The sequence below is a fragment of the Kocuria rosea genome (genome assembly GCF_023715525.1).
Classification (GTDB): Bacteria; Actinomycetota; Actinomycetes; order Actinomycetales; family Micrococcaceae; genus Kocuria; species Kocuria rosea_A.
This window is the reverse complement of sequence record NZ_JAMBOG010000019.1, coordinates 17,291-43,640: the sequence shown is the minus strand read 5'-3', so window position 1 is coordinate 43,640 and position 26,350 is coordinate 17,291. Positions and strand designations below refer to the sequence as shown.

General features: G+C 73.0%; 21 protein-coding genes and 1 riboswitch. Of the genes, 10 read left to right on the top strand and 11 right to left on the bottom strand.

The window, feature by feature from the left end; translation table 11 throughout:
• The first annotated feature begins 140 nt into the window (after nt 1–140).
• Nucleotides 141–1,592, top strand: a complete 1,452-nt coding sequence (locus M3185_RS13085; protein ID WP_251334122.1) for a sugar porter family MFS transporter — start codon at nt 141–143, stop codon at nt 1,590–1,592.
• A gap of 190 nt (nt 1,593–1,782) precedes the next feature.
• Here the strand turns inward: M3185_RS13085 and M3185_RS13080 are convergent, their stop codons facing one another.
• The 4 genes from M3185_RS13080 to M3185_RS13065 form a co-directional block, all read right to left on the bottom strand.
• Complete coding sequence (locus M3185_RS13080; protein WP_251334121.1) at nt 1,783–2,514, bottom strand: DUF72 domain-containing protein; 732 nt, start codon at nt 2,512–2,514, stop codon at nt 1,783–1,785.
• Nucleotides 2,515–2,524: 10 nt separating this feature from the next.
• Nucleotides 2,525–4,006 carry an MFS transporter gene (locus tag M3185_RS13075; RefSeq protein ID WP_251334120.1) on the bottom strand — a complete coding sequence of 494 codons (1,482 nt, stop codon included), beginning with the start codon at nt 4,004–4,006 and terminating at the stop codon, nt 2,525–2,527.
• An 8-nt stretch (nt 4,007–4,014) separates the two neighbouring features.
• Complete coding sequence (iolB, locus tag M3185_RS13070) at nt 4,015–4,935, bottom strand: 5-deoxy-glucuronate isomerase (protein ID WP_251334119.1); 921 nt, start codon at nt 4,933–4,935, stop codon at nt 4,015–4,017.
• Between the two features lie 67 nt (nt 4,936–5,002).
• Nucleotides 5,003–5,743: a GntR family transcriptional regulator gene (locus tag M3185_RS13065; protein ID WP_251334118.1), complete on the bottom strand. Its 741-nt coding sequence runs from the start codon at nt 5,741–5,743 to the stop codon at nt 5,003–5,005.
• Between the two features lie 228 nt (nt 5,744–5,971).
• Here M3185_RS13065 and M3185_RS13060 point away from each other — a divergent pair, with 228 nt between their 5' ends.
• Genes M3185_RS13060 through M3185_RS13050 form a run of 3 tightly spaced genes read left to right on the top strand, consistent with a single transcriptional unit; the run spans nt 5,972 to nt 9,048 of the window.
• On the top strand, nt 5,972–6,994 hold the full coding sequence (locus M3185_RS13060; protein WP_374238514.1) for a substrate-binding domain-containing protein: 1,023 nt from the start codon (nt 5,972–5,974) through the stop codon (nt 6,992–6,994).
• A gap of 26 nt (nt 6,995–7,020) precedes the next feature.
• Entirely contained in the window at nt 7,021–8,136 is a 1,116-nt protein-coding gene (locus M3185_RS13055) for an ABC transporter permease (RefSeq protein ID WP_251334117.1), read from the top strand.
• A gap of 9 nt (nt 8,137–8,145) precedes the next feature.
• A complete protein-coding gene (locus M3185_RS13050; RefSeq protein WP_251334116.1) occupies nt 8,146–9,048 on the top strand; it encodes an ATP-binding cassette domain-containing protein in 903 nt (300 codons plus the stop codon).
• A 111-nt stretch (nt 9,049–9,159) separates the two neighbouring features.
• On the opposite strand, the gene M3185_RS13045 is transcribed toward M3185_RS13050, so the two are convergent.
• From M3185_RS13045 to M3185_RS13025, 5 genes are all read right to left on the bottom strand, one after another.
• Nucleotides 9,160–9,606, bottom strand: coding sequence for a universal stress protein (locus M3185_RS13045; RefSeq protein WP_251334115.1), 447 nt, complete (start codon nt 9,604–9,606; stop codon nt 9,160–9,162).
• Nucleotides 9,607–9,867: 261 nt separating this feature from the next.
• A complete protein-coding gene (purU, locus tag M3185_RS13040) occupies nt 9,868–10,740 on the bottom strand; it encodes a formyltetrahydrofolate deformylase (protein ID WP_251334114.1) in 873 nt (290 codons plus the stop codon).
• 620 nt (nt 10,741–11,360) lie between these two features.
• The gene (locus M3185_RS13035; RefSeq protein ID WP_251334113.1) at nt 11,361–12,485 is read right to left on the bottom strand and encodes a VIT1/CCC1 transporter family protein; all 1,125 of its coding nucleotides are present in this window, start codon (nt 12,483–12,485) and stop codon (nt 11,361–11,363) included.
• Nucleotides 12,486–12,733: 248 nt separating this feature from the next.
• Entirely contained in the window at nt 12,734–14,146 is a 1,413-nt protein-coding gene (locus M3185_RS13030) for a TY-Chap domain-containing protein (RefSeq protein ID WP_251334112.1), read from the bottom strand.
• A 181-nt stretch (nt 14,147–14,327) separates the two neighbouring features.
• Nucleotides 14,328–17,672: a DEAD/DEAH box helicase gene (locus tag M3185_RS13025; RefSeq protein ID WP_251334111.1), complete on the bottom strand. Its 3,345-nt coding sequence runs from the start codon at nt 17,670–17,672 to the stop codon at nt 14,328–14,330.
• A gap of 127 nt (nt 17,673–17,799) precedes the next feature.
• Here M3185_RS13025 and M3185_RS13020 point away from each other — a divergent pair, with 127 nt between their 5' ends.
• The 3 genes from M3185_RS13020 (at nt 17,800) to M3185_RS13010 (ending at nt 21,729) form a co-directional block, all read left to right on the top strand.
• Entirely contained in the window at nt 17,800–20,925 is a 3,126-nt protein-coding gene (locus tag M3185_RS13020) for a hypothetical protein (protein ID WP_251334110.1), read from the top strand.
• A gap of 275 nt (nt 20,926–21,200) precedes the next feature.
• Entirely contained in the window at nt 21,201–21,407 is a 207-nt protein-coding gene (cspE, locus tag M3185_RS13015; protein WP_047804984.1) for a transcription antiterminator/RNA stability regulator CspE, read from the top strand.
• 121 nt (nt 21,408–21,528) lie between these two features.
• A complete protein-coding gene (locus M3185_RS13010) occupies nt 21,529–21,729 on the top strand; it encodes a hypothetical protein (protein WP_251334109.1) in 201 nt (66 codons plus the stop codon).
• Between the two features lie 81 nt (nt 21,730–21,810).
• Here M3185_RS13010 and M3185_RS13005 read toward each other — a convergent pair whose 3' ends face one another.
• Entirely contained in the window at nt 21,811–22,104 is a 294-nt protein-coding gene (locus M3185_RS13005) for a hypothetical protein (RefSeq protein WP_251334108.1), read from the bottom strand.
• Between the two features lie 376 nt (nt 22,105–22,480).
• Nucleotides 22,481–22,606, top strand: a riboswitch (SAM riboswitch).
• Nucleotides 22,607–22,620: 14 nt separating this feature from the next.
• On the opposite strand from M3185_RS13005, the gene M3185_RS13000 reads away from it, so the two are divergent.
• Nucleotides 22,621–22,800, top strand: a complete 180-nt coding sequence (locus tag M3185_RS13000) for a hypothetical protein (protein WP_251334107.1) — start codon at nt 22,621–22,623, stop codon at nt 22,798–22,800.
• A gap of 30 nt (nt 22,801–22,830) precedes the next feature.
• Nucleotides 22,831–23,214 (top strand): PIN domain-containing protein, encoded by a 384-nt coding sequence (locus M3185_RS12995; RefSeq protein WP_251334106.1) that lies wholly within the window; start codon nt 22,831–22,833, stop codon nt 23,212–23,214.
• 3 nt (nt 23,215–23,217) lie between these two features.
• Here M3185_RS12995 and M3185_RS12990 read toward each other — a convergent pair whose 3' ends face one another.
• A complete protein-coding gene (locus M3185_RS12990) occupies nt 23,218–24,387 on the bottom strand; it encodes a glycosyltransferase family 4 protein (RefSeq protein WP_251334105.1) in 1,170 nt (389 codons plus the stop codon).
• A 143-nt stretch (nt 24,388–24,530) separates the two neighbouring features.
• Between M3185_RS12990 and M3185_RS12985 the strand changes: the two genes are divergently transcribed.
• Nucleotides 24,531–26,126, top strand: a complete 1,596-nt coding sequence (locus M3185_RS12985) for a cell division protein PerM (protein ID WP_251334145.1) — start codon at nt 24,531–24,533, stop codon at nt 26,124–26,126.
• Nucleotides 26,127–26,350: the final 224 nt, after the last annotated feature.

The window sequence follows — 26,350 nt, the reverse complement described above, 5'->3', positions numbered from 1 at the left end:
GGTAGTCAGGACGCGGCTATTGTCCTAACATATGTACATCCCACCAAATGAGAGCTGTGTCACACGCCCGGCGGTCGTGTTGGACTGACGGGCCGACAGAGTGAACAGCGCAGTCGTGCGCACGGACAAAGGAGCCTTCGATGGCCACATCGTCATCCCATGAGTCAGCTGTTCCGCTGCCTGCCCTGACCCCGGGCCCGCATCGCAAGCGCCTGGGGTTGATCTCCGTGGTGGCCTGCTTCGGCGGGCTGCTCTTCGGCTACGACACCGGGGTGATCAACGGTGCGCTGCGCCCGATGTCGGAGGAGCTGGGCCTGACCCCGCTCACCGAGGGCGTGGTCACCAGCTCGCTGGTCTTCGCCGCCGCCGTCGGGGCGCTGTCCTGCGGTCGGCTGTCGGATGCCTGGGGGCGGCGCAAGACCATCTTGTTGCTGGCCGTGCTGTTCTTCGTGGGCACCGCGATCGTGGTGTTCACCCCCAGCTACGAGGTCCTGGTGGTCGGGCGCGTCTTCCTGGGCCTGGCCGTGGGCGGGGCCTCGGCGGTGGTGCCGGTGTTCCTGGCGGAGATGGCCCCGTATGAGATCCGCGGCTCGATCGCCGGGCGCAACGAGGTGGCCATCGTGATCGGGCAGCTGGCGGCGTTCGTGATCAACGCCATCATCGGCAACGTCTTCAGCGAGACCACCGGGGTGTGGCGGATCATGTTCGCCATCTGCGCGCTGCCGGCGGTGGGGCTGTTCATCGGGATGCTGCGGATGCCGGAGTCCCCGCGGTGGCTGGTGGAGAAGGGCCGACACGACGAGGCCCTGGCGGTGCTCAAGACCATCCGCTCCGAGGACCGGGCGATCGCCGAGCTCGGGGAGGTCGAGCACGTCACCGAGGAGGAGCGCGCCGCCCAGCAGATCGGGCTGGGCGCGATCCTGGCCAACAAGCACCTGGTGCGCATCATGCTGGTGGGCATCGGGCTGGGCATCGTCCAGCAGTTCACCGGGATCAACTCGATCATGTACTACGGGCAGATCGTGCTCATCGAGTCCGGCTTCAGCGCCAGCGCGGCGCTGATCGCCAACATCGCCCCCGGGATCATCGCCGTGGTGGGCGGCTTCATCGCCCTGGCGATGATGGACCGCCTCGACCGGCGCAAGACCTTCATGATCGGGCTGACCCTCACCACCACCTGCCACCTGCTGATCGGGGTCTTCTCGCTCGTGCTCGAGGCGGGCAATCCGCTGCGCCCGTGGGTGATCCTGGCCCTGGTGGTGGCCTTCGTGGGGTCCATGCAGACCTTCCTCAACGTCGCCGTGTGGGTCTACCTCTCCGAGGTGTTCCCGCTGCACATGCGCGGGTTCGGGATCGGGGTGTCCATCTTCATGCTCTGGGTGGCCAACGGCGTGCTGTCGCTGTACTTCCCCTCCCTGGTCAACGCGGTGGGCATCACCGGGACGTTCTTCCTCTTCGCCGGGGTCGGGGTGCTGTCGCTGCTCTTCGTCTACACCCAGGTCCCCGAGACCCGCGGACGCACCCTGGAGGCACTGGAGGAGGACGTGTCCACCGGGGCCATCTACACGGTCAAGGCCAACGCCAACCAGTAGGAGTTCGTGCCAGGACTCCCGGGAGTACTCGCCGGACTGCACGCCACCCGAATCATCGGGTGGCGTGCAGTCCGGCGGACGACCACGAGCCGAAGGGCCCCCTCCCGATCAGGAGGGGGCCCTTCCGTGCGGTGGCCGACAGCAGGTGGACGCCCCGGTCGGACGCCCACGCCGCCCCGGCGGCGACCTCTCACCCGGCGTCGAGCAGACGGCGCAGGGTCAGGGCGTTGCGCACGGCGTGGCCCTCGCCGTCGTTGTTGAAGTACGTGAACACCTCGTGGCCGGTGCGGTGCCACTCCCGGACGCGGTCGGCCCACCAGGCCATGTCGGCGTCGGAGTAGGAGCCCGCGTAGAGGTGGTGGGGGTCGGGGCCGTGGAGGCGGACGTAGACGAAGCCGGCCGTGGCCTCGAGGACGCAGGGCAGCCCGGCTCCGCTCATCACGCAGTAGGCCGCGCCGTGGCGGGCCAGCAGTGCGAAGACCTCCGGGTGGTGCCAGCTGCCGTGGCGGAACTCCACGGCGACCCTGACCCACGGCGGGAGGCAGGCCAGGAACCAGTCCAGCCGCGCGTCGTCGCGGCTCAGGGCGGGAGGCAGCTGGACGAGCAACACCCCTCGCCTGCCGTCGAGCTCGTGCCAGGACCCCGCGATGCGCTCCGTCCACACCTCGGGCGCGTAGAGCTTCTTGGCATGGGTGAGCCCGCGCGGGGCCTTCACCGACATCACGAAACCCGGCGGCAGTCGGGTGTTCCAGCCGGCGAAGGTCGTGCTCCGGGGCCAGCGGTAGAAGCTGGCGTTGAGCTCCACGGTGGAAAAGGTGCGGGCGTAGAGCTCCAGGCGCCGGGCCGGCGGGGTGCCCGGCGGATAGAGCACGTGCTCCCAGTGGTCGTAGCTCCACCCTGATGTGCCGATGTGCCAGCCCATGCCTTCCAGGCTAGCCGCGCGGCGGCGGCTCGGAGGACGCGCCGGATCGGCCCCCGGCGGGGCGTCCGGTGACCTCGGCGGCCGCCGCGGGGGAGAGCCTGACGGCGCCGGCCAGCGGCACCAGCAGCAGCGCGGCCATGAGCCCGAAGGCGGCATGGTACGGGAAGAGCTCGCCGACCGGGAGCCCGTGGCCCAGGGCGGCCGACGCCTGCAGGGCCAGCGCCCCCGCGGCCACCCCCAGCCCGCCGGCCAGCTGCGCGCCGGTCGCAGAAAGGGTGTTTGCCGAGGGCATCTGCTCGGGGGCCACGTCGGCGAACTGCAGCGCGTTGTAGGCGCTGAACCCGATCGAGCGCAGGGCTCCGCTGAGGGTCAGCAGCGCGGCGAGGGCCGGGACCGGCGTGTCCGGGGTCAGCGCCGTGCACGCCGCGAGGCAGCCCGCCCCGCCGGCCACCGCGCCGATCAGGACGGCCCGGAACCCGAACCGGCGCAGCAGCGGGGTCGTCGCCGGCTTCACGCCGAGATTGCCCACGAACACCGCGGTCACCAACAGCCCCGCCTCCACGGGCGACCACCCGAACCCGTCCTGGAACAGCAGGGGCAGCAGGAACGGGACCGAGCTGATGACCAGCCGGTAGACGAATCCGCCCGCGTTGGCCGCGCGGTAGGTGGCGACCCGGTACACCCGCAGGTCCAGCAGGGGGGTCGCCGTGCGCAGCAGCCAGCGCACGGCGAGGATCCCGCTCGCGGCGGCCGCGACGAGCAGCAGGACGCCCGTGCCGGTCCGGTCCGCGCCGGCGACCAGCTCCATGCCGGTGACCAGGCCGAAGACGGCGGCGGTGCACCACAGCAGCCCGCGCCAGTCCAGGGCCCGGGGCTCCGGGGCGGAGTCCGGGACGAACCGCAGCGCGGCCACGAGGGCGAGGACGCCCAGCGGCACGTTGACCAGGAAGATCCAGGGCCAGCCCGCATGGGTGGTCAGGAGCCCGCCTGCCAGCGGCGCCAGCACGGGCGCCAGCAGGGCCGGCCACGTGATGTAGGCGATCGCGCGCAGCAGGTCCCGCTTCTGCGTGGCCCGCAGCACGATCAGCCGCCCGACGGGCACCATCATGGCCCCGCCGAGACCCTGCAGCACACGGCCCAGCACCAGCACGGCGAGGCTGCCGCTGAGGGCGCACAGCACGGACGCCAGCGTGAAGACCACGATGGAGCTGCAGAAGACCCGGCGGGGCCCGAACCGGGAGGCGAGCCACCCGCCCACGGGGATCGCCGTGGCCACGGTGATCAGGTAGGCGGTGATCGCGAGGCCCACCTCGGCGCCGGAGACGCCGAGGTCCGCCGCGATGGCCGGCGCCGCGGTGACGAGGATGGTGCCGTCCAGGTGCTCCATGAACAGCACGGCGGCCACCAGCAGCGCCGGCCCGCGGTTCCAGGACTCGCCGCCGGGGGAGGCGGTGTCGTCCGCCGCGCCTCCCCGGGCGCCCGGAGCGGGCACGGGCCCGTTCAGCGGCCGAACGGCAGCCGCGGGTCGATCGCCGCCTCGTCCCAGGTCCGGCGGATCCACCCGTGGTGCGGGTCGTCGCTGATCAGCCACTCGCGCACGCGGCCGGGACCGGCCATGACGTTGAGGTAGTACATGTCGTAGCCCGGGGCCGCCATCGCGGGCCCGTGCCAGCCGTAGGGCACCAGGACGACGTCGCCCGTGCGCACCTCGGCGTTGACGTCGATGGGCCGGGCGTCGGAGGCGTAGACGCGCTGGTAGCCCAGGGCGTCGGCTCCGCCCTGCTCCGGGGCGGGAGCGGGCATGCCGGCGGCGACCTGCGTCTCGAAGTAGTAGATCTCCTCGAGAGCGGTCTCCCCCTCGGTCTCCTCGTCGTGCTTGTGCGGGGGGTAGGAGGACCAGTTGCCGGCGGGGGTCAGCACCTCGCACACGATGAACCGGTCGGCCTCCAGGGCCGCGGGCGTGCCGAAGTTGTGCACCTGGCGGGAGCAGCTGCCCGCCCCGCGCAGCTCCACGGGCACCTCGTCGCGCAGGACGTGACGGGTGGGGTACTCGGCCCGGGCCGGTGCGGACGCCACGGCCACCCGGCCGCCGACCTCCGAGATCACCGTCAGGTCCCGGCCCACACCGGTGTAGAGGACGTCCGTGGGGCCGGAGAAGACGCTCTCCCGGCCCACCAGCTCGTAGGAGTGCCCGTCCGTGTCGACGCGGAAGGACCCGGACAGGGGGACCACGATGCGCTCCTCGTCGGCGCCGTCGAGGGCCACGCCCTCGCCCGGGCCCAGCTTGGCCACCCGCAGGCCCGTGTGCGCCCAGCCCTCGACCGCGGTGGTGGAGTCGTGGCCGCCCAGCGAGACGAACCACGCGCCCTGGGCGGCGGAGTCCTTCGGGTAAACCCACTCGGGGTGCGGGGGTGCGGTCATGTCGTCCTCCTGTGTCGTCGTGCGCGGGACGGTGCTGTCCGCGCAGGGATGGTCTCCGGCCCGCGGCTCACCGCTGGACCAAGGTGAGCTCGAAGCTGTACTTGTCCGCCCGGTAGACGTGGCGGCCGGTCTCCACGGGGCGGCCGATGTCGTCCATCGCGGTGCGGCTCATGGCCACGAGTGCTGCGCCGGGGGCGACGTGCAGCTGCTCGGCCTGGAAGGGGTCGGCGTCCACCGCCCCCACCCGCTGGTGGGCGAGCTGGAAGTTGATGCCCTGCTCGCGCATGGTCGCGTAGAGGCCGTTCTGCGCCAGCTGCTCGCGCGAGAGCTCGCACAGCGAGCACGGGATCCAGTTCTCCATGAGCGCCAGCGGCTCCCCGTCCGTGCGGCGCAGGCGCACGAGGTGGTAGACCTCCTCGCCCGCCGGCACGCCGAGCAGCGAGGCCACGTCCTCCTCGGCCGGGATCCGGGAGAAGTCGAGCACCTCCGTGGTGGGCCTGTTCCCGCTGCGCTGGAGGTCGTCGTGCAGGCTCGTCAGCTCGAGGGAGCGGCGGACCTGCGCGCCCACCACCTGGGTGCCGACCCCGCGCTTGCGCACCAGCAGTCCCGCCCTCACCAGCTGATCCATGGCCTTGCGCATCGTGGGGCGGGAGAGGTTGAGCCGGTTGGCGAGGTCGATCTCGTTGTCCAGCTTGGTGCCGGGCGGGAGGTCCCCGCTGCGGATGGCCTCCTCGAGGCCCTGGGCCACCTGGTGGTAGAGGGGCACGGGGGAGGTCCTGTCGACCGAGAGGCGGAGCGGACCGGACATGGTGGGCCTCCAAGGATCGGGCAAGGGGCAGCCCGGCTTCGGTGCGGACACCGGTGCCGGTCGGGAAAGGGTTCCCCAGTGTCCATTGTGGCCCCGATCTTGTGAGTATGTCCATACATTCTGTTGACCCTTGTGATCCCCCTCACTCGCGCGGTGCGCCAGGCGCGTGGTCGAGTCTGCGCGCGGAAGCGCTAGGATCTCTCGCGGTGAGAGGAGAACTCCGTGTCCATGCGACGTGCGGCCCGCAACGGGTATCGCCGGATGCCGGGCCGCCGGCACGTGGCCGCCGCGGCGCTGCTCGTTCCCGCGCTCGCGCTGGCCGGCTGCTCCAGCCAGGGCGGCCGGACCGTCGCCGAGGAGGGTGAGGGCAGCGAGGGGCAGGTCGCGACCACGGCGCGGATGAAGGTCGCCATGGTCACCCACGCCTCCCCGGGAGACACCTTCTGGGACACGGTCCGCAAGGGGGCCGAGGAGGCCGCGGCCAAGGACAACGCCGAGCTGCTCTACGCCTCCGATCCCGAGGGCGGGCGCCAGGCCCAGCTGGTGCAGCAGTACCTCGACCAGGGCGTGGACGGGATCGCCGTGACCCTGGCCAAGCCCGAGGCCATGCGCGACGTGCTGGCCGCCGCCGAGGACGCCGGCATCCCCGTCGTCACCCTGAACTCCGGCGCGGAGCAGTTCCGGGACATGGGCGCGTTCGCGCACTTCGGCTCCGACGAGGGGCTGGCCGGCGAGGCCGCAGGGCGCCGGCTGAAGGAGGAGGGCCTGCGGCACCCGGTCTGCGTGATCCACGAGCAGGGCAACGTCGGCCTGGAGACCCGGTGCGCCGGCGTGAGGAAGGCGCTGCCGGAGACCGAGATCCTCTACGTCCAGGGCACCGACATGACACAGGTCGCCTCCACCGCCACCGCCAAGCTGCAGACCTCCCACAACGCCGACGCCGTCATCGGTCTCAGTGCCCCGATCACCCTGACGCTGCTGGCGGCGAAGGAATCCGCCGGCAGCGACGTGCAGGTCGCCTCCTTCGACATGAACGGCGACCTGGCCCAGGCCGTCGTCGACGGCGACGTGCTGTTCACCGTCGACCAGCAGCCGTGGCTGCAGGGCTATCTGTCCGTCGACGCCCTGTGGCAGAACCACCGCGGGGCCTTCACGATCGGCGGCGGCCAGGCCACACTGACCGGGCCCGCGGTCGTCGACTCGTCCGACGCCGAGCAGGTCCTCCAGCACGCGCAGGAAGGCGTCCGCTGAGCGGCGCCGGAAACCAGGAGAAGCCGATGTCCTCCACCCGCCCCCCGGCCGCGGCGCCCGCTCGGGACCGCGACCCCGCCGGGGCCCCCCGATCCGGCGGGGCGCCCGCCCCGACCGCCGCGGACCCGGCCGACGAGCGGGTCCGGACCAAGGGCCTGCTCGGCACGTTCCTGGCCCGCCCCGAGATCGGGGCGCTGGTGGGCGCGCTGGTCGTGGCGCTGTTCTTCGCCGTCGCCGCCCCGTCCATCACCGCCCCGCAGTCGATCTCGACGGTGCTCTACGGCGCCTCCACCATCGGCATCATGGTCGTGGGGGTGTCCCTGCTGATGATCGGCGGAGAGTTCGACCTCTCCACCGGGGTGGCCGTGATCACCTCGGCGCTCACGGCCTCGATGTTCAGCTGGTTCTTCGTCCTCAACGTCTGGGTGGGGGTGGCCGTGGCCCTCGCCGTGTCCCTGCTCATCGGCCTGCTCAACGGCTGGCTGCTGATCCGCACCAAGCTGCCCAGCTTCATCGTCACCCTGGCGACCTTCCTCATGCTCACCGGCCTGAACCTGGCCCTGACCCGGCTGATCAGCGGCTCGGTGGCCTCGCCCCCGATCAGCGACATGGATGGCTTCGCCTCCGCCAAGGCCGTCTTCGCCTCGTCCGTGCACATCCTCGGCGTCGACATCAGGATCACCGTCCTCTACTGGATCGCCCTGACCGGCCTGGCCACCTTCATCTTGCTCAGGACCCGGATGGGCAACTGGATCTTCGCCGTGGGCGGGGACGAGGACGCCTCCCGCGCGGTGGGTGTGCCCGTGGCGCGCACCAAGATCGGATTGTTCATGGGCGTGGGCCTGTGCGGCTGGCTGCTGGGCATGCACAATCTCTTCGCCTTCGACTCGGTGCAGTCCGGGGAGGGCGTGGGCAACGAGTTCCTCTACATCATCGGCGCGGTCATCGGCGGGTGCCTGCTCACCGGCGGCTTCGGCTCCGCCATCGGCGGGGCCCTGGGCGCCCTGATCTTCGGCATCGCCTCACGGGGCATCGTCTACGCCGAGTGGAACCCGGACTGGTTCAAGTTCTTCCTCGGCCTGATGCTGCTGCTGGCCACCATCGTCAACATGTACGTGCGCAAGCGCATCGAGAGGAAGTAGGTGACCGTCATGACGACGCAACCAGACCCCACCGCCGGCGCCCACGCCGCCACCCCTACCGACGGCTTCACCCACCTGGTGGAGCTGGACGGGGTGGGCAAGCGCTACGGCAACATCATCGCCCTGCGCGAGGTGACCATGGCCGTCCATGCCGGGAAGGTCACCTGCGTGCTCGGCGACAACGGGGCGGGGAAGTCCACCCTGATCAAGATCATCGCCGGACTCCACCAGCACACCGACGGGACCCTGTACGTCAACGGCGAGGAGACCACCTTCAACTCGCCCCGTCAGGCCCTCGACGCCGGGATCGCCACCGTCTACCAGGATCTGGCCGTGGTGCCGCTGATGCCGGTGTGGCGCAACTTCTTCCTCGGTTCCGAGCTCACCACCGGGTTCGGGCCCTTCAAGCGCCTGGACGTGGCGAAGATGAAGGAGATCACCAAGAAGGAGCTGGCCGACATGGGCATCGACCTGCGCGACGTCGAGCAGCCCATCGGGACGCTGTCCGGCGGTGAGCGCCAGTGCGTGGCCATCGCCCGCGCCGTGCACTTCGGCGCGACGGTGCTGATCCTGGACGAGCCCACCGCGGCCCTGGGCGTGAAGCAGTCCGGGGTGGTGCTGCGCTACATCCTCCAGGCCCGCGAACGCGGTCTAGGAGTGGTGTTCATCACCCACAACCCCCACCACGCCTACCCGGTCGGCGACCGGTTCCTGCTGCTCAAGCGCGGGCAGTCCATCGGCTACTACGACAAGGCCGACATCACCCTGGGCGACCTCACCGCCCAGATGGCCGGTGGTGCGGAGCTGGAGGAGCTCACCCACGAGCTCGCCCAGCTCGGGGGGCACACCTCCCGGCTCCAGCAGGGCCGGGCCGACATGGCCGCGGACCTCTCCCGCCCCCGCCGGCAGTAGGACGGCAGCCCGTCCGGCTCCCACGCCGGGCGGCGGAAACGGAGCACGCCACCGCGCGTCTGCGCTGACGGGGCCGTGACCACCGGTGACCGGTGTGGCATCCGGGATCGTCTAAGGGCGGGCCACCAGGACCGAGCAGTGGGCGTGGGAGATCAGCGCGGAGCTGACCGAGCCCAGGATCATGCCCAGCACCCCGCCCCTGCCGCGGGGGCCCACGACCAGCAGCTGGGCGTTCTTGCTCTCCTCGATGAGCCGGGCCGCTGCCTGGCCGCGGAGCAGGCGGGGGGTGAGGTATTCCGGGAGGTCCTCCCCGAAGACCTGGGCGAGGGTGGTGGCGAGCAGCTCGTCGCTCTCGGCGGCGAACCTCGCGGGGTCGATGTCGGCGTAGCTCTCGTAGAGGTACGAGCTGTCCCAGCACATGATGGCCTCCAGCGGTGCCCCGAGGGCCCGCGCCAGGCGGTCGCCCTCGCGCAGGGCGTCCTGGGAGTGCCCCGAGCCGTCGACGGCCACGATGACGCGGTCGCCGGTGGGGGTGCTGGTGTTCGGTGCGTCGCTCATGACGGTTCCTTCCCTGCGAGGAAATGCCTGCACGGGACCCCGAGACCCCGAGGGCGAGGCCGGCGGTCGGATCCGGGCCCCGCGAGGCGTGCCGACGCGGTGTCGCGCCCGGACATCTCCACGGTAGGCGCCGGACGGCAACCGGTCGACGCCCGCCGGTGAGAAGTGGGCTCCATGACGCGCACCGGCGCAGCCGCCGCCGCGGGCGCACGACGGCGGGGACCCCCACGTCCCCGCCGGCACCAACCGGGGCGGCCCCCCTCAGACCAGGACGATGGTGCGGTTGCCGGAGAGCACCACGCGGCCCTCCGCGTGCCACCGCACGGCGCGGGAGAGAGCCTGCATCTCGGCGTCGCGGCCCACCGCCACGAGGTCGTCGGGGGTGTGGGCGTGGTCCACGGGAATGACGCGCTGGGCGATGATCGGGCCCTCGTCGAGGTCGCCGGTGACGTAGTGGGCGGTGGCCCCGACCATCTTCACGCCGCGGGCGTAGGCCTGGTGGTAGGGCTTGGCGCCCTTGAAGGAGGGCAGGAACGAGTGGTGGATGTTGATGCACCGGCCCGACAGCTCGCGGGTGAGCTCGTCGGAGAGGATCTGCATGTAGCGGGCCAGCACGACCAGCTCCGCGTCGTAGCGGTCCACGAGGCCGAGCAGCCGCTGCTCGGCCTGCTGCTTGGTCGCGGTGGTGACCGGGATGTGGTGGAACGGGATGTCGTGCCACTCGACGAGGCTCTTGTGGTCCAGGTGGTTGGAGACCACGGCCACGATCTCGATGGGCAGCTCGCCGATCCGGGTGCGGTGCAGCAGGTCGGTGAGGCAGTGGGAGAACCGGGAGACCATGACCAGCACCCGGGTGCGGCGCTGCGCGGACACGAGCCGGAACCGCATGTCGTGCTGCTCGGCCACCGGGGCGAAGCCCTCGGTGAGGGACTCGACGGTGGTGGTGCCGGCCTCGCTGACGGTGTGGCAGCGGATGAAGAACTCGTCCGTGAACCGGTCGGAGAAGTGCTTCACGTCGAAGATGTCGCAGCCCTGCTGCGTCAGGTTGGACGTGATGGCACTGACCAGCCCGTGGGCCTCCGGGCAGTGGACGGTCAGGACGTGTTCGACGGTCCCCGGGACCTGGTCGGGCATGGATGGACTCCTCGGCGGTGAGCGGCGGGTGCGGCCGCGCTCTGCGGCGTCGGTGGCGACGGGCGCGGCCCTACGATCCTAGCCGCAGCGTCCGGAGGTGCCGGACGGCCGGCTCCGGCCCGCGAGGAGCCCCGGGGAGGGGGGTGTAGACCGATGGCCGCGGGAACGGGCGGTAGGAGTCCGCCCGGCGCGGGGAGAGATGCGCCTCCGGTGGAGGACCCGCGGCCATCGGCAGGCGTTGCACGCCTCAACAGAGGAGAGCCGTGGGCTGAGCGGCTTTCAGAACACAGGTGCCGCAGACGGTGCACCCCCCAGTGCGTCCGAATGGGTCCTACCCGTGCAATTTCCCCCATTGCTGTGGTTTTCACCACGGAAGCAACCATATCCGACTCCGTGGCGGGTTCGCACCCGGTTCCCCCGGGAAATTTCCGGTGTCCGCCGTTCGGCGCCGCCACGGGCCCGTGCCGGGGTCGGCCGCCCGGCCGCGGATCCGCGCCGCTCAGCGGCCGTGCGGGGCCGTCGCCGGTGCCGGGCGGCCGCCGCGGGCACGCACGCTCCCGGGCGCCGTCCCCGCAAGTGGGGACGGCCCCCGTTCGCTTCCGTGACGTCGCCGGGTCGGCTCAGGCGACGCTCGTGTTGAAGAGCAGCCCCAGCAGATAGGTGGCCAGCGCCGCCCCGTAGCCGATCGCCAGCTGGCGCAGGCCGCGCTTCCACGGCGAGGCGCCGGAGAGCAGGCCGACCAGGCCCCCGGTCACCAGCAGCGCGATCCCGACGAGCGCGAGCGCGAGCGTCATCGCCGGCAGCCCGGTCAGCCCGAAGAGGTACGGCAGGATCGGGATGAGCGCCCCGGAGGCGAAGAAGCCGAAACTGGAGGCCGCCGCGCCCAGGTCCGTGCCCAGGGCGACGTGGGCCTGGGGGTCGGGCTCGTCCTCGACGGGGTCCCGGAAGGACCGGGACGGGTCGCAGTCGCAGTCGAAGAAGCCAAGGCGCTCGGCCGCGCGGTGCTCGGCGGCCTCCTCGCTCATGCCCCGCGCCCGGTAGATCAGCACGAGCTCGTTGGCGTCCAGGTCCAGGTTCGGGGCGACGTGCAGGGTGACCTGGGTGGGCTGGGACGCGTCGAGCAGCTCCCGCTGGGAGCGGACGGAGACGAACTCCCCGGCCCCCATGGACAGGGCGCCCGCGAGCAGGCCGGCGACCCCCGCGAAGAGCACCATCGACGGGGAGGTGCCGGTCGCCCCCACGCCCATGACGAGGGCGAGGTTGGACACGAGGCCGTCGTTGGCGCCGAACACGGCCGCCCGGAAGTTGCCCGAGAGCTTGTGCCGGCCCTCGGTGGCGAGGGCCCGGATGATCTCCTCGTGCACCGCCTCGTCCGCGGCCATGGCCTCGGAGGCGTCCTGCTCCCGGTCGTAGGGGGAGCGGCTCTCGGCGCGCTGCAGCAGGGCGAGCACGAAGACGGTGCCGAGGTGGGCGGCGAGGAACAGGAGCAGGCGCGAGGACAGCGACGGGCGGGCGGCGGCGTCGGCGTGCGGGCCGAGCAGGCGCACCCAGTGCTCGGCGTGGCGCTGCTCCGCCTCGGCGACCTGGTGGAGGATCTCCTGTTCGCGCCCGGAGCTGCGCGCGGCGAGCCGGCGGTAGATCTGGGCCTCGGCCCGCTCCTCGGCGAGGTACTTGCGCCAGCGGCGGATCTGGGCCGGCTGCGGGTGCTCGCGCGGGGCGGAGCCAGTGTCGGTGGGGGTGCTCATGCGGCCTTCCTCGGGCCGGGCGGGAGCCACGGTGCGCGGGGCCCGACCGGGAGTGGTTCGTCCGGTGAAGGTCTCGTTCGCCCGCGGGTGCGGGTGGGCTGCCGGGGCTCCTCGTCGAGACCGGGATGGCGACAGACCGACGGGCGCGCGGGCCCGGGAACTACTCCCCTTCGCTTCCCGACGAGTGTAGGCCGGGAGCGGCGGAGCCCGGATTCGGTGCACCGAAACCGGCCGGGCGCGGACCGGGCTCAGGAGCCCCGGGTGTCCGTCGTCCCGGCGGGGTGGCGCCGCCGGTCGGCGTCGATGACCGTGGCGTCGCCGGGTGCCACCGGCTCGGCCGGGAAGGAACCGACGCCCCAGTGGAAGCGGTAGGGGTCGGCGCAGCCCCAGCCGAAGCGCAGGCCGTCGACGAGCCGCTGGGCGGCGTCCTGGAAGCCCACCGGCCCGGTAGTCCACGGCTGGTCCCAGCCCGCCGGCTCGGTCCACTCGTCCTCATTGAAGAAGGTCTCGTCGACGGGCCACGCCGCGTGCGTGAGCTGCTCCCGGGAGAGCACGGAGCACTCCACGCCGTGGGGGCCCACGCCGGCCCACGCGACGGGGGCCTCCGTGCGGCCCTGCAGGGGCTCGTACTCGATGACGAGGAAGTCATTCCACGGCAGCCGGGCCAGGACGGTGGCGATGAGCCGGTGCAGGTCGTCCCACACGTCCTCGTCGGCGACCGTGGGACCGGGACCCGCGGCGACGACGCCGATGCCCGCGCGGCCCAGCAGCTCCTGCGCCTCGGGCGTGGCCAGGTCGGACCAGGTCCTCGTGTCGGCGAAGCCCTCGCCCGCGGGCTCGCCCACCGGCTGGCGGCCGGAGGCGAAGCGCATGGCCTCCTCCCAGGACCCGAAGTAGCGGCGGACCCCGTCGAAGTAGGGGCGGGGGGTCCTGCGGGCGCCCTGCTCCACGGCCCACCGCCCGTACCGGGTCGTGGTGGGGCGCTTCCCGTGCCTGCGGCACTCGGAGAGGAACGCGGTCACGGCCTCGGCGTACTCCTCCTCGGTGAAGACGTGGACGTCGGGCTCGCCGGCCGCGGCCGGCAGGCCGATCTGCTCCATCGCCCGGCTCCACCGGCCCTCGCCGAGGCGCTGGGAGACGGTCCGCTCGGCCGCCGGCCAGTAGTGGGCCAGGGCGCACAGGAAGTTCGCGCCGGTGCACAGGCTCAGCCGGGCCCGCTCGTAGTCGTGGGCGCCGAAGGTGGTCGACGGCTCGTCGGCGCAGTGCTGCTGGGCGGCCCCGATGAGCCCCAGGACCCGGCGGGTGACGCTGCCGTCGGTGTCGGCCGCGGCGAGCACGGCCGTGACGTCGCGGACCGTCTCCGTGCTCAGGTGCAGGGCGGCGTAGTCCGGGTCCGGGGCCAGACCGAGGTGGTGTGCCATGGTCAGCCACACCCCGGCGGCCACGGCGCCGTCCCCGACCTCGGGTGCGGTCGTGCCCGGGGAGAACTGGGCGCCCAGCTGGGCGATGGCCTCGTCCAGCAGCGCCGGCGACTCGTCCGGGAACAGGAGGAGGAAGCGCATCCGCACCTGTCCGCGGGTCATCCCGCGCCGCGCCATGGCGCGGATGAGGGAGCCGTAGCGCTGCACGAAGGCGGCGAGACCCGCCACGGCGTACGGCATGTTAGGTCCTTCGGTCGAGAGGTCGGTACGGGATCCGCGCGGAGGCGCGCGTCGGGGACCGACGGGGACGGCCGCGCCACGGGGTGGGCGGCGTTGTGTCGATGCTAGTCGTTCCGCCTCCGGCACCGGGAGCGCCGGGGGATTGTGACCCGCTGTTGACACGGCGCACGCAACCGCCTCGTCACGGCTCGAGCAGCCCGCGGATGTCCTCCGCCGTGAGGGAGCCGGAGAACATCCGGTCGTCGTCGAGCACCGCCGTGAAGAGCCGGGCCTTGCGCTCCTTGAGCTCCATGACCTTCTCCTCTATGGTGTCCCGCGCCACGAGCCGGTACACCATGACCTTCTTCTGCTGGCCGATGCGGTGGGTGCGGTCCACGGCCTGCTCCTCGGTGGCGGGGTTCCACCACGGGTCGAGCAGGAAGCAGTAGTCCGCCTGGGTCAGGTTCAGCCCGAAGCCGCCCGCCTTGAGGCTCACCAGGAACACCGGGGCCTGCCCCGAGGTGAACCGCTCGAGCACCCCGGCGCGGTCCGTCGTCGACCCGTCGAGGTAGGCGTAGGGGATCTTCAGCTCGTCCAGCCGGGCCGCGGCCTTCTTGAGGAAGCTCGTGAACTGGCTGAACACCAGGGGCCGGTGGCCCTCGGCCACGATCTCGGGCAGGTGCTCGAAGAGCAGGTCCAGCTTGCTGGAGGACACCTCCGCCTCGGGGTCCACGAGGGACGCGTCGAGGCTGAGCAGGCGCAGGGTCGTGAGGGACTGGAAAATCGTGAACCGGTTGCGGTCCAGGTCCCGCAGCAGCCCGAGCACCTTCTGCCGCTCCCGCTGCAGGCGGGTGTCGTAGATCCGGCGGTGCGCGGGGGAGAGCTCCACCTCGATGGTCTGCTCCAGCTTGGGCGGCAGCTCCAGGTCCACGGACTCCTTGGTGCGGCGCAGCATGAGGGGCTTGACCCGGCGCCGCAACCGGGCCAGCGCCTCGGCGTCCTCGGCGCGCTCGATGGGGCGCTGGTAGGTCTCCGTGAACTTCCGCCGCGACGGGAACAGCCCCGGCGCGGTGAGCGAGAGCAGCGCCCACAGCTCGACGAGGCTGTTCTCCAACGGCGTGCCGGTGATGGCCAGCTTGAAGGGGGCGTCGAGCTCTCTGGCCGCCCGGTGCGCCTTGGTGCGGGGGTTCTTCACGAACTGGGCCTCGTCGAGGAGCACGCCCGCCCAGGACACGCCCCGGTACGCGGTCTCGTCGAGGCGCAGCAGCGTGTAGGACGTCACCACCACGTGCGCGCCGGCGGCCGTGTCCGCGAGCGCGGTGCCGGCCTTGCCCTGCGTGTCGGTGACGCCGGCGACCTGCAGCGAGGGGGCGAAGCGGCGGATCTCCGCGACCCAGTTCGGCACCACCGAGGTGGGCGCGACCACGAGGAACGGGGGGAGGCCGGGGTCGCGCTCCCGCGCGCGGCAGATGAGGGCGATCGCCTGGACGGTCTTGCCGAGGCCCATGTCGTCGGCGAGGATCCCGCCCAGCCCGTGGTCCCACAGGAAGCTCAGCCACGTGTAGCCGTCCCGCTGGTAGGGGCGCAGCTCCGCGTGCAGGCCCGCCGGCACCGGCGGGGCCTCCACGGCGTCGAGGTCGAGCAGCGCGCGCACGCCCTCCCGCCAGGCCTGCGCCTGCTCGGTCTCGGTGGCGAGGTCCTCGAGGTCCTGCCACAGCCCGGCCTGCTGCCGGTGGATCCGCAGCGGCCCGTCGGGGTGCTCCTGCAGGGAGCGAGCCTCCTTGATCAGCTCCCGCAGGCGGTCGAACTCCGGGCGGTCCAGGGCGAACCAGGACCCGTCGGGGGTGAGCATGACGTCCTGGCCGAGGTCGAGGGCGCGGAAGACGTCGGCGAAGGGGATGTAGAACTCGCCCACCTTCACGGTCACGCCCAGGTCGAACCAGTCGCGCCGCTCGGTGGCGGCGGTGCTGACCGTGATGGTCGGCGGGGAGGAGATCTCCTGGTAGGCGGGCCGTCCGCCGGCGTGCTCGATCCGCAGGTCCTGGACCTTCTCCAGCGCGGGCAACCACTCGCGCATCAGCACGAGGGCGTCCCCGGCCACGTAGCTCGACCGGCGCAGGTCGAGGCCCGGGGCGCGGTGGCGCACCGCGGCGGTGACGGCCGTCTCCCACGAGCTCTCCCGGTCCACGGGCTCGTCGGCCAGGGGGTCCACCGGGCGGAACGGCAGCCGGATCCGTTCCCGGCCCCGCTGGTACTCCCACTCCCAGGTGGCGCGCACGGTCAGCTCCTGGTGCTCCAGGGTGAGCACGAGCTCGGGGTCGGCCACCTGCGGCAGCTCGATCGACCCGTCCCCGGTGGCGACGTCCATGCTGCGGTGCAGCCGCGGGAAGTAGCGGTCGAAGAACTCCCCGACCTCGTCCTCGGGGATGGTCAGCCCGCCCGCCGTGTCGAGGAACCGCCGCTGCTCCCGGGTCAGCCGGGTGGCCAGGGGCACGAGCCGCAGGGGGAAGACATTGAGGTCCTCGGTGTCCGCGACGGCCGCCGGGTCCCCGTCGGGGTGGAAGAGCCCGTGGCCGGGGTCCCCGATGATCCGGGCGGTGGTGAGCGCGATCCGGCGCTCGCCGCTGTGCACGGTGGGGCGCAGCTCGAGGGCGTCGCCCGCGCCGCGCACGACGTCGACAGAGAACCGCCCCGGCTCCTCAAGGGTCACGGGCAGCCCGTGCTCCCGCCCGACCAGGGAGATCCCCGCCTGCGGCGCCCGGGCGAGGATCCCCCACAGCAGGGGCGAGGCGTAGGAGTCCAGCCGGATCCAGTGGCGGTCGTGCACCGCGTAGGGGGAGCGGGTGGCGCTGAGGGCCCGCAGCTCGTCGAACCAGTCGGCCTGGGCGGGATCCAGGGCCCCGGGCTCCGAGGTGATCCGCTCCCAGTCCAGGCCGCCCTTGATCCACTGCTCCCGCCGGCCCCGGCGCACCGGCCGGACGTAGAGGTGCCACGGCGCCGGGCGGCCCGCCCCGGGCCGGCCGGCGCCGTGCACGTAGCGGTAGGGCTCGCGGCGCAGGTCGAACTCCAGCCCCACCCCGACCGGTTCCTCGGGACCGGGGCCCCCGGGCCCGGGGGCCCCGCCCAGGATGCGGGACAGGGCGTCCTTCCAGTCGGGCGACCCGGGGTCCTGTGGCGCCCCGGGCTCGCGGGCGGCGGAGGACCCCGCGGGCCCGGCCGCCCCGTCCGTGCGGTGGGCCCGGACCGCCGTCTCGAAGTTGTGCCGCAGCACGGCGGCCACCGCGTGCTTGCAGAAGCCCCCGGCGGGGCAGCTGCACCACGCGGGGCCCGGGACGCCGCCGGCCCCCACCCGCACGGACACGGAGTAGGTCCCGCCGGAGCCCTCGACCTGGGCCGCGAGGGTGCCCGGTCCCCCGGCCTCCCCGGACCACTGGGCGGAGCGCACCCGCCCGGCCCGGAAGTAGTCCTGGCCGCGCTGGAAGACCGCGGGCCCCGCGGCGGCGACCAGCCGCCGGGAGTCCACGAGGGGGACGGGAGGGGAGTGCATCCCTCCACCGTATCGGCCCAGGGGGACAACCGGGCCGCGTCCCGAGCCCCCTCGCGGGCTATCTATAATCGTGGCGACCCCTCGAACGACGACAGCGGCCCCACGTGCGGCCGCGGACGGAGGACTCGTGCCCGACACTGCTGGGCTCCGCCTCGGAGACCATGCCATTGCCGACAGTGCCGAGGAGGTCGCCTACCTCCGGTGGAACGACGCCGTGTGCGCGGCCTTCTTCGGGCCCCACCGCTCCGGGGAGCCCGTCTACCTCGACCTCGACGACAAGACCCTCGCCGCGATCGGCGCGGAGCAGGGGCTCGACGGCCCCTCCACCCTGCGGGCCCTCGCCGACTCGGTGACGCCGCTGCTGGTGCCCTCCGACCCGCGGCGCTCCGTGTTCGACGCCTTCACCCGCCTCAACGCCAAGTGGTACCGGGCCACCCGGCGCAGCCTGGACTCCCTCGCCGAGATCCCGCCGCCGCCCGTCGTCGCGCTCCTGGCCCTCTTCGCGCTCGCGGGCCGGCACATGTCCACCCTGGCCGCGCGGACCGGCAACAAGTCCGTCTCCACCTTCTTCCTGCCCCTCGCGGTGCTGCTCCAGGTGGGCCCGGAGAACGCGAAGGTCCTCGAGGCCTCCTTCAAGAAGGACACGGAGGCGTACTGGGACGCCCTGCGCTACTGGCTGGAGCTGCGCGACGGCGAGATCGGGCTGCCCACGGCGTACGCCGTCAACCAGCGGCCCGTGGGGCTCGCCCTGTCCCAGACGATGCTCGGCGAGGCGGAGCGGCGCCAGCTGCACCGGATGTTCGAGGACCTCGGGATGACCACGGCCCAGGGGCTGTCGGCGGCCGAGCTCGGCATCTACCTCGACTTCTGGCTCGACGTCGCCGACACGCGGGCGTCCAAGCCCATGAAGCAGATCTGGGCGAACCCCCTCACCCGGGAGCCCGGCCTGGAGATCGCCCTCGCGGAGCTCGGGGTGTGGGAGAAGTCCCGCGAGCAGGCCCGCGCCGAGGTCCGGGCCAACGGCCGCGGCCCCGGCCGCAGCGCCGTGAAGTCCTGCTCCCTGTCCCTCACGGACGGCACCGACTACGTGGGCAACCCCGTGTTCGAGCTCGGGTTCGTGGTGCCCAAGCGCTTCCTGTCCGGCCGGGAGGTGGAGCTCGAGACCACGGCGGGCCCCCGCACGGTCTTCCTGTCCTACATCGGCGACGCCTTCCTGGGCGTGTCGGCCTACACCGCGCGGATCGACGCCCCGACGCTGCTGGGCGGCGCGCTGAGGATCAGCGCCGGGGAGGTGCGCTTCGAGCGCAACCCGCGCCCCGTCGTCGTCTTCGCGAAGGACGGGTTCTCGGACACCTTCATCTCCGTCGACCACATCCCCGCGGCCTGGCCGAGCCGGATCATGGTGCGCGACGAGCCCGAGATGATCGCGCAGGTCAAGCGGATCCTCGACGACTCCGCCTCCCCGGACTACCGCTTCGTCGAGGCCGGCACCCAGGGACTCGCCGAGGGCTGGGTGATGTTCGACGACGTGCAGGTGCTGCGCGCGGGCAACCCCGAGCTGACGGCCAACGACAACTTCTCCGGGCTCGTGCCCCGCCTGGTGCCGGCGGTGACACTCTCGGGCGGCCTGCGGATCCCCGGCGACGTGGTGCGCTGGTCCGCGCTGCGCCCGCCCCAGGTGACGGTCACTTCGGACACGGACGTGCCCCTGACGGTGGAGTGCGAGTGGCGCAACCCGCACTCGTTCAAGCTCGAGAAGGCGAAGCTGACCGAGAACCGGGTGCCCCCGTTCCAGATCTCCCTGGGCGGGACCCCGCTGGCCCGCCGCGACGGGACGCTCAAGCCCAACGACTACACCCTGGTCCTCAAGGCGGGCCGCACCGTCAAGCAGCGGCGCGAGTTCAAGCTGCGCGACTCGTCCTTCTACCTCACCCAGCGCTCCCTCGGCTACGAGGGCGAGATGGTGCACGTGCGGGACGAGCCCCTGTGGCCGGTCACCGCGTCCACCCTCGAGGAGCTGCCCGAGGAGTACGTGCAGGGGTCCTTCGACAACCTGCCCGCCCAGGAGCTCGCCGCGGCGCACGAGGTGCCCGCCGCCCCCGGCTGGCACTCCTCCGAGGGGCAGCTGCTGCTCGAGCGCACGAACGTGCTGCCCGAGCCGGAGGGCCGGTCCTGCCTGGCCACCGGCCGGCACCGCATCGTGCTGCCCGCCATGGAGCCCAAGGCCAAGGCGCCGTGGATCTTCGGCCAGTGCGCCCAGTGCGGGCTGCAGAAGCGCTACCCGGGCCGGCTCACCAAGCCCTCGGCCATCACCCAGACCGGATCCGTCGAGGCCCTGCGCTTCATCGGCCCGGACGAGGGGGAGTACCCGACGTCCTGGATGCCGTTCCGCGACGCCCTGACCTTCCTGGGCGGCGGCAAGCGCTCGAGCCTGTCCATCGTGGCCCGCCAGCTCGAGGACTCCGAGCGCTTCGAGGAGTGGTTCGTGGGCCACCTGCAGGCCCTCGGCTTCCTCGAGGTCGTCCGGGACGAGCACTGGACGGTGCGCCGCTGGCAGGTCTGCGGGCCCGCCCTGACCCAGCTCGTGGACGGCTCCGTGCTGCTCACGGGCGGGTGGACCCCCGAGAAGGAGGCGGTGGTCGCCGAGGCCGCCGCCGCGCAGGAGGCGTCCGTGGTGGTCCTCTCCCCGGAGGACCACGCGACCACGCTGCTGCAAGACGTGGACCTCGAGAAGCTCCAGGAGGCGCTGCCGGAGGGCTTCTGCGACGTCGTCTTCGAGGCGGGGCCCGTCATGCTCGACACCCTGCCCCCGCTGTCGGAGGTCGAGCAGCGCGTGCGCCGCTCGGAGATGCAGTACAACGGGGTGGCCGAGCGCTTCGTCCCCGAGGACGCCACGTGGGAGGCCACCGAGGACCGGGACCGGCCCGGGCTGTACCGGATCAACCACCACCACCGCACCCGGTACGCGTTCCGGACCCCAGCCGACGTCGAGTCCGGCCACGCCCGGCTCGTCGCCTCGGGGATCGGCAAGCACTTCGCGGCCCGGCAGGCGGGCGTCCCGATCGTCTCCTACGACCCGGAGCTGCAGCTGCTGTCCGTGCCCATCGGCGCCGAGCTGTCCGGGCTCTACGCCCGCGCCGCGGTGCTGTGCTCCGGGATGCTGCCCGCCAAGGTGGACGAGGACTTCTCCCTCAACTACGGGGACATCTCCCCGGAATTCGCCCAGGCGCTGGTCGACAAGCTCATGAGCTGACGCGCGGCTGCGCGCACGAGGAGGCCCCGGGGCCTCCTCGTGCCCCGGGGCGGCGGGGGATCGGCGCGAGCGGGTCCGTCCCGCGGACGCTGGGCACTGCGGGGGGATGTGGTGTAGGCTCGTGCGAAGTTGTTGAGGTTGTCGTTTTTGTATTTCAAGCAGTTCGGCCCGCTCGGGTGCAGCAGTTTTTCTGAGAAGACGTTTTCCAGGCATCACAACTCTTTGGTTTCTCGACCGTCGGGAAACGTTCATCTCATGAAGGATCAGGTACTCCCATGACTACCGGCATCGTCAAGTGGTTCAACGCCGACAAGGGCTTCGGCTTCATCACCCCCGAGGACGGCTCCAAGGACGTCTTCGCCCACTTCTCCGCGATCAACTCCGGCGGCTTCCGCTCGCTGAACGAGAACGACCGCGTCGAGTTCGAGACCCAGGACGGCCCCAAGGGCCCCCAGGCTGCGAACATCACCGTCATCTCCTAAGGACCGGGACCACGGGCCCACGGCCCGTCCGATCCGTCCAGAACCGCCGCCGGGCACGCGCCCGGCGGCGGTTCTGCCGTTCCCCGGCCGCCCGGACCGGGCCGTCGCCGAGGAGCCCGCCGTGGTCGATCCCGTCCCGCACCCACCGGCCGGTGAGGAGGACCCGTTCCTCGTCAACCGCGTCCCCGAGGCCGAGCTCACCGCCTCCGTGCCCTTCGAGCTGGAGAGCTCCGAGTGGGAGGCCTCCGGGTGGGAGGCCGACGGCTCCGCCGACGGGACCGGCGAGGGCTGGGGCGCGCCGGGGGACTACGGCCTGGCCTGACGGCCGGCCCGGACCCGGGCACGAGGAAGGCCGCGACCCCCGAGGGGGCCGCGGCCTTCGCCGGTGGGACGTGCCGTCTGTCTACGCCGACAGCGGCAGCGCCGGGTGCAGCTTGAAGAACGGGTGCCGTCCGGTCGCCGCCATGGCGCCGGGGACGAGGAGCTGGTGGTACTTGGCGCACCATTGCGCCGTCCCCGCCGTGTGCTCCGCGGCGGCGGCCAGGTCCGCGGCCTCCGCGCTCAGGTATTCCTGGACGTCGCCCTCGGTCGACGTCAGCCGGACGAGGTGCAGGTCGGGGAGGGTGGTGACGGTGACGTCGATCCACTCCTCACGCTGGTCGGTGGTGCTCGCTGGTCTTTCCTTGGACATGGTCATGTTTTTCTCCTGACGTTCTTGCAGGCATCCGGTGTCGTTGCCCGCCGCTTCGTCATCCGAACCACCCGTGAACTGCGGGTTGGCGCGCAGCTGGTCGGAGCCTGTCCGCGAACCCGTGTCCGGGACGTCCTGTCCCGTCCGAGCGCGCGGAAGCTGCATCTCGAGAAGCAGGTCCAGGCTACCCCGTGGGGCCGACACTCCGACAAGTCCGTCGTGAGTTGTGTCACGAAGACGTAATCCTCGGTGGTGCGGCCCTCGGCGCCACGGCACCAGTGAACACGAACCGTGTGTCGGCGAGGTGTCGGCCCGGTGACGGTCCGGGGACGCCGGGCGCGCCACGGCGTGCGGTCCGCCACATGTGGTTCAATGGGAGCAGCTTCAAGAGACCCGGTCGGCAAGCTCCGACTTGACCGGGCACCAACCCCATGTTCGCGGGTGGTTCGGATGAGGAAGCGGCTCGCATCGCCGCCACGGCGGCACCCGGTGCGAGCAAGAGCACATCGAAGGATCCCGGTCATGCCCGACGCCCTTCCCCCCGTTCCTCCTGCCCCCGTGGCCGCACCATCCGCCGCCGGGCCCGGCCTGAGCGCGGCCGCCATGAGCGTCGAGGACTACGCCCGCGTGGTGCAGGCCCGCAACGAGTTCGTCGAGTTCCTGCTGGCGCCCGCCCGCGGCCGGCTCGCGGCCGCGGCCTGACGGCCGCCCCGGGCCGAGGACCTGACCGCCGTGGACCTGCTCCTGGACCGCTCCGTGCTGCTGGGCGTGCGCACCCCGGACCGCTGCCCGGAGATCGCCGCGGCCCTGCGCCGGCACGGCCACCGCCGCATGTTCCTCCCCGCCCCGGTGCTCGGCGAGCTCCTGGCCGGGCGGCCGGACGAGGCGCTGTGGGCAGAGCAGCTCGAGCTGCGCTTCCCGGACCGGGTGCTGCCGGTGGACGCCCTGGTCAGCCGCACCTGGGGCGGGCTGGACGCTCCTCGCCGGCCCGATCCGGTCGCGGGGCTCATCGCCGCGACCGCGCTCGTGCACGGGCTCACGGTGCTCACCGCCGAGCCGGAGCGCTACGCCGGCACGGGGGTGGACGTCCTCGACGTGAGGACCGCCCGCGGCTAACCCTCAGACGGGCCAGCGGTGACGCGGGGCGCGGGCCCGGGCCGAGAGCTCCACGGCACTGCGGTAGTGCCCCAGGAGCTCCTCGCCGAGCGCGTGCCAGGTCCGGTCCTGGACCGCGGCGTGCGCGGCCGCGCCGAACGCGGCCCGCTTCGCGTCGTCGCCCACGAGGTCCGCGACCCGGCCCCGCAGGGCGGCCAGGTCCCCGGGCGGATAGAGCCAGCCGGTGCGGGAGGAGTCCACGAGGTCGAGGGGCCCGCCCCGGCCGGTCGCGACCACGGGCACCCCCGAGGCCATGGCCTCCTGGATCGTCTGGCAGAAGGTCTCGAACTCGCCGGGGTGGACGAAGACGTCGAAGGACGCCATGATCCGGGCCAGGTCCGCGCCGGTGCGGAACCCGGCGAAGTGGGCGCCCGGCAGCCGGCGGCGCAGCGACTCCTCCTCCGGCCCGGAGCCCACGACCACGAGGCGCGTGCCCGGCAGGTCCGCGACCGCGGCCAGGTCCTCGACCTGCTTCTCCGGGGCGATCCGGCCCACGTAGCCGACGATCCGCCGCCCCGCGGCGACCTCCTCGCGCCACTGCTCGTCCCGGTGCCGCGGGCAGAACCGGACGGTGTCCACCCCGCGCCGCCAGATCCGCACGTCGCGGACACCGTGCTCCACGAGCTGGCCCACGGCGGCGGACGAGGGCGCGAGGGTCAGGGTCGCGAGGTTGTGCATGGCCCGCACCCGCGCCCACAGCAGCTGCTCGAGGAACGGCGCGCCGTACTTGGCGGTGTAGCCGGGCACGTCCGTCTGGTAGACCGCCACGCAGGGCACGGCCAGCTGGTGGGCCGCCAGGATCGCCCGGCGGCCCAGGACGAACGGCGAGGCGACGTGGACGACGTCGGGCCGGAACCGCTCCAGCAGCCGCCGCACCCGGGCGACGGTGCCCCCGGCCACGCGCACGTCCGGGTAGCCGGTCAGCGGGACGGCGGGCAGCCGGTGGACCGGGACGCCGTCGAGGTCCTCGACGACGTCCTCCACCAGGCCCCCGAGGGGCGCCGGGGCGTAGGAGGGGGCCACGACGACGACGTCGTGGCCGCCGGCGCGCAGGTGCTCGAGCACCCGCAGCACCGAGTGCGTGACACCGTTCATGTGGGGGAGGAACTGCTCGGCAACCAGGGCGACTCTCACGCCACCGAACCTGCCGCCCCCGAGCGACCGGGGGGACAGCACCGCGTGGCCCCCCGGTGAAGCGACCGTGAACTCCGCGCCCGACCGCCCCGTGGCGGCCCCGGGGCCGTGCCCCCCGGGGTGGCGTGGGAAGATGGGCGGTGATGATCACCCAAGGCTCCTCTTCCCCCGACCGCCGCGGCGTGCCGATGCCCCTGTGGCTCCAGGGCCTGATGGAACTCGGCTCCGTGGCCCTGGTCTCCTACCTCCTGGTGCTGCTGACCGTGCTCATGGTCTGGCTCGCCGACGGCTTCGACAGCCTCGGCCTCACCGGCGGGTTCGTCCTGTCCGGGCAGGTGTGGTTGCTCGCCCACCTCGCCCCGCTGCAGGTGGCCCTGGACCCGGGGGCCGGGCTGCCGGCGACCTCGGGGACCCTCAACCTCGTGCCCCTCGGCCTGACCGTCGTCCCGTTCGCGCTCGCGTGGATCGCGGGACGCCGGCTGGCCCGCGCCTGCTGGGAGGGCCAGTTCTGGCAGCCGTACCTCAGCGGGCTGGCCGGCTACGCCGTGCTCGGGGCCGGGGCGGCCGTGCTGTTCGGCACGGACGAAGTCTCGGCGAGCCCCGTGGCAGGTGCCGTGTTCCCGCTCGTCCCCGTGGCGCTGGGCGCCCTCGTGGGGGCCTACCGCGTCTCCCGCTCGCTGCCCGGCCTGATCGGCGTCAACGCCGCGGCGTGGGTCGAGCGCACCAGCCAGTACTCCCGGTGGGCGGGCTCGTACGTCTGGGCGGTGCTACGCGCGGGCTTCCTGGCGGCCGTCGCCGGGGTCGGGATCGGGGCGGCGCTGCTGAGCACGGCCCTGTTCTGGAACTGGAACGACGTCGTGGCCGTCTACCAGCGCCTAGGCACCGGCGCCCCCGGGGACACCGCCCTGACGGGCCTCCAGCTCGGCTACCTGCCCAACCTCGCCGTCTACGCCTTCGCATGGGCGACGGGTGCCGGGTTCGAACTGGGCTCCGGCACCCACGCCTCCCCCCTCGGCACCACCACCGGGCCCGTGCCCCTGCTGCCCGCGCTCGCGGCCCTGCCACCGGCCGAGCTGCCGTCCTGGGCCCTGACCGTCGTGGTGCTGCCCGTCCTGGCCGGGGTGCTGGCCGGGTGGTGGTTCCTGCGCGAGGGCGAGAACCACCTCGACGACTGGATGGCGATCCGGCTGCCGGCCCGCTGGATCACGTTCCCGCTCTCGACGCTGGTGACCGGCGCCTTCATCGGCGCGGCCGCGGGCGCGCTGATGATGGCGCTGAGCTGGATCGCGCAGGGCTCCCTGGCACTGGGCCGGCTCGTGGAGGTGGGCCCCGACGGGGTCCAGGTCCTGCTCTGGTTCGGCGCGGAGGTCGCCGTGGGGGCGGCGCTCGGCTACGTGGCCGGGCCCTGGCTCGAGCACGAGTCCCCGTTCACCCCGCCCCGCGGGGCGGCCGGGGCACAGGGCGCGGCCGCCCGGCGCGAGGACCGCCGGCGCCGCCGCGCCGAGGCGGCGGCGCGGCGGGCGATGCGCGCGGCCGGGAAGCGGCGCCCGCGCGCGGACCGCTCCGCCCGGGGCGCGGCTCAGGCGGCGGACGCCCAGGAGGCCGGGGACGGCGAGGCCGCCGTGCCGGGATCCGCCGAGGCGTTCGACGTCGACGCGTCCGGGGAGGCCGCGTCCCGGGGGACCGCGCCGGTGGTGGCGGAGGACGCCCCGGCGGATCCCGGTCCGCCGGAGAAGTAGGACCAGATGCCGTCCTCCAGCTGCTGCTGGCACCGGGCGGTGCCCGAGAGGGTGAGGGTGCGGGAGACGCAGCGCTCGTAGGCCTCGGCCACGGGCCACAGCGCCAGCCGCGCCCCGCCGGTCAGCAGGCTCAGGCCGCCGAGGAGGATCGCGACGACCCCGCCGGCCACCACGAGCCGGCGCGGCGCGGTGCCGCCGGAGCGCACGAGCGCCGCGATGCCCAG

Bases quoted from the DNA above. Each gene is read 5' to 3' on its own strand.
- M3185_RS13000 (WP_251334107.1), top strand. From the start codon at position 22,621: ATGCCCGACGCCCTTCCCCCCGTTCCTCCTGCCCCCGTGGCCGCACCA.
- M3185_RS13060 (WP_374238514.1), top strand. From the start codon at position 5,972: ATGCGACGTGCGGCCCGCAACGGGTATCGCCGGATGCCGGGCCGCCGG.
- iolB (WP_251334119.1), bottom strand. From the start codon at position 4,935: ATGACCGCACCCCCGCACCCCGAGTGGGTTTACCCGAAGGACTCCGCC.
- M3185_RS13065 (WP_251334118.1), bottom strand. From the start codon at position 5,743: ATGTCCGGTCCGCTCCGCCTCTCGGTCGACAGGACCTCCCCCGTGCCC.
- M3185_RS13085 (WP_251334122.1), top strand. From the start codon at position 141: ATGGCCACATCGTCATCCCATGAGTCAGCTGTTCCGCTGCCTGCCCTG.
- M3185_RS12985 (WP_251334145.1), top strand. From the start codon at position 24,531: ATGATCACCCAAGGCTCCTCTTCCCCCGACCGCCGCGGCGTGCCGATG.
- M3185_RS13005 (WP_251334108.1), bottom strand. From the start codon at position 22,104: ATGACCATGTCCAAGGAAAGACCAGCGAGCACCACCGACCAGCGTGAG.
- M3185_RS13080 (WP_251334121.1), bottom strand. From the start codon at position 2,514: ATGGGCTGGCACATCGGCACATCAGGGTGGAGCTACGACCACTGGGAG.
- M3185_RS13055 (WP_251334117.1), top strand. From the start codon at position 7,021: ATGTCCTCCACCCGCCCCCCGGCCGCGGCGCCCGCTCGGGACCGCGAC.
- M3185_RS13030 (WP_251334112.1), bottom strand. From the start codon at position 14,146: ATGCCGTACGCCGTGGCGGGTCTCGCCGCCTTCGTGCAGCGCTACGGC.
- M3185_RS13025 (WP_251334111.1), bottom strand. From the start codon at position 17,672: ATGCACTCCCCTCCCGTCCCCCTCGTGGACTCCCGGCGGCTGGTCGCC.
- M3185_RS13050 (WP_251334116.1), top strand. From the start codon at position 8,146: ATGACGACGCAACCAGACCCCACCGCCGGCGCCCACGCCGCCACCCCT.
- cspE (WP_047804984.1), top strand. From the start codon at position 21,201: ATGACTACCGGCATCGTCAAGTGGTTCAACGCCGACAAGGGCTTCGGC.
- purU (WP_251334114.1), bottom strand. From the start codon at position 10,740: ATGCCCGACCAGGTCCCGGGGACCGTCGAACACGTCCTGACCGTCCAC.
- M3185_RS13035 (WP_251334113.1), bottom strand. From the start codon at position 12,485: ATGAGCACCCCCACCGACACTGGCTCCGCCCCGCGCGAGCACCCGCAG.
- M3185_RS13045 (WP_251334115.1), bottom strand. From the start codon at position 9,606: ATGAGCGACGCACCGAACACCAGCACCCCCACCGGCGACCGCGTCATC.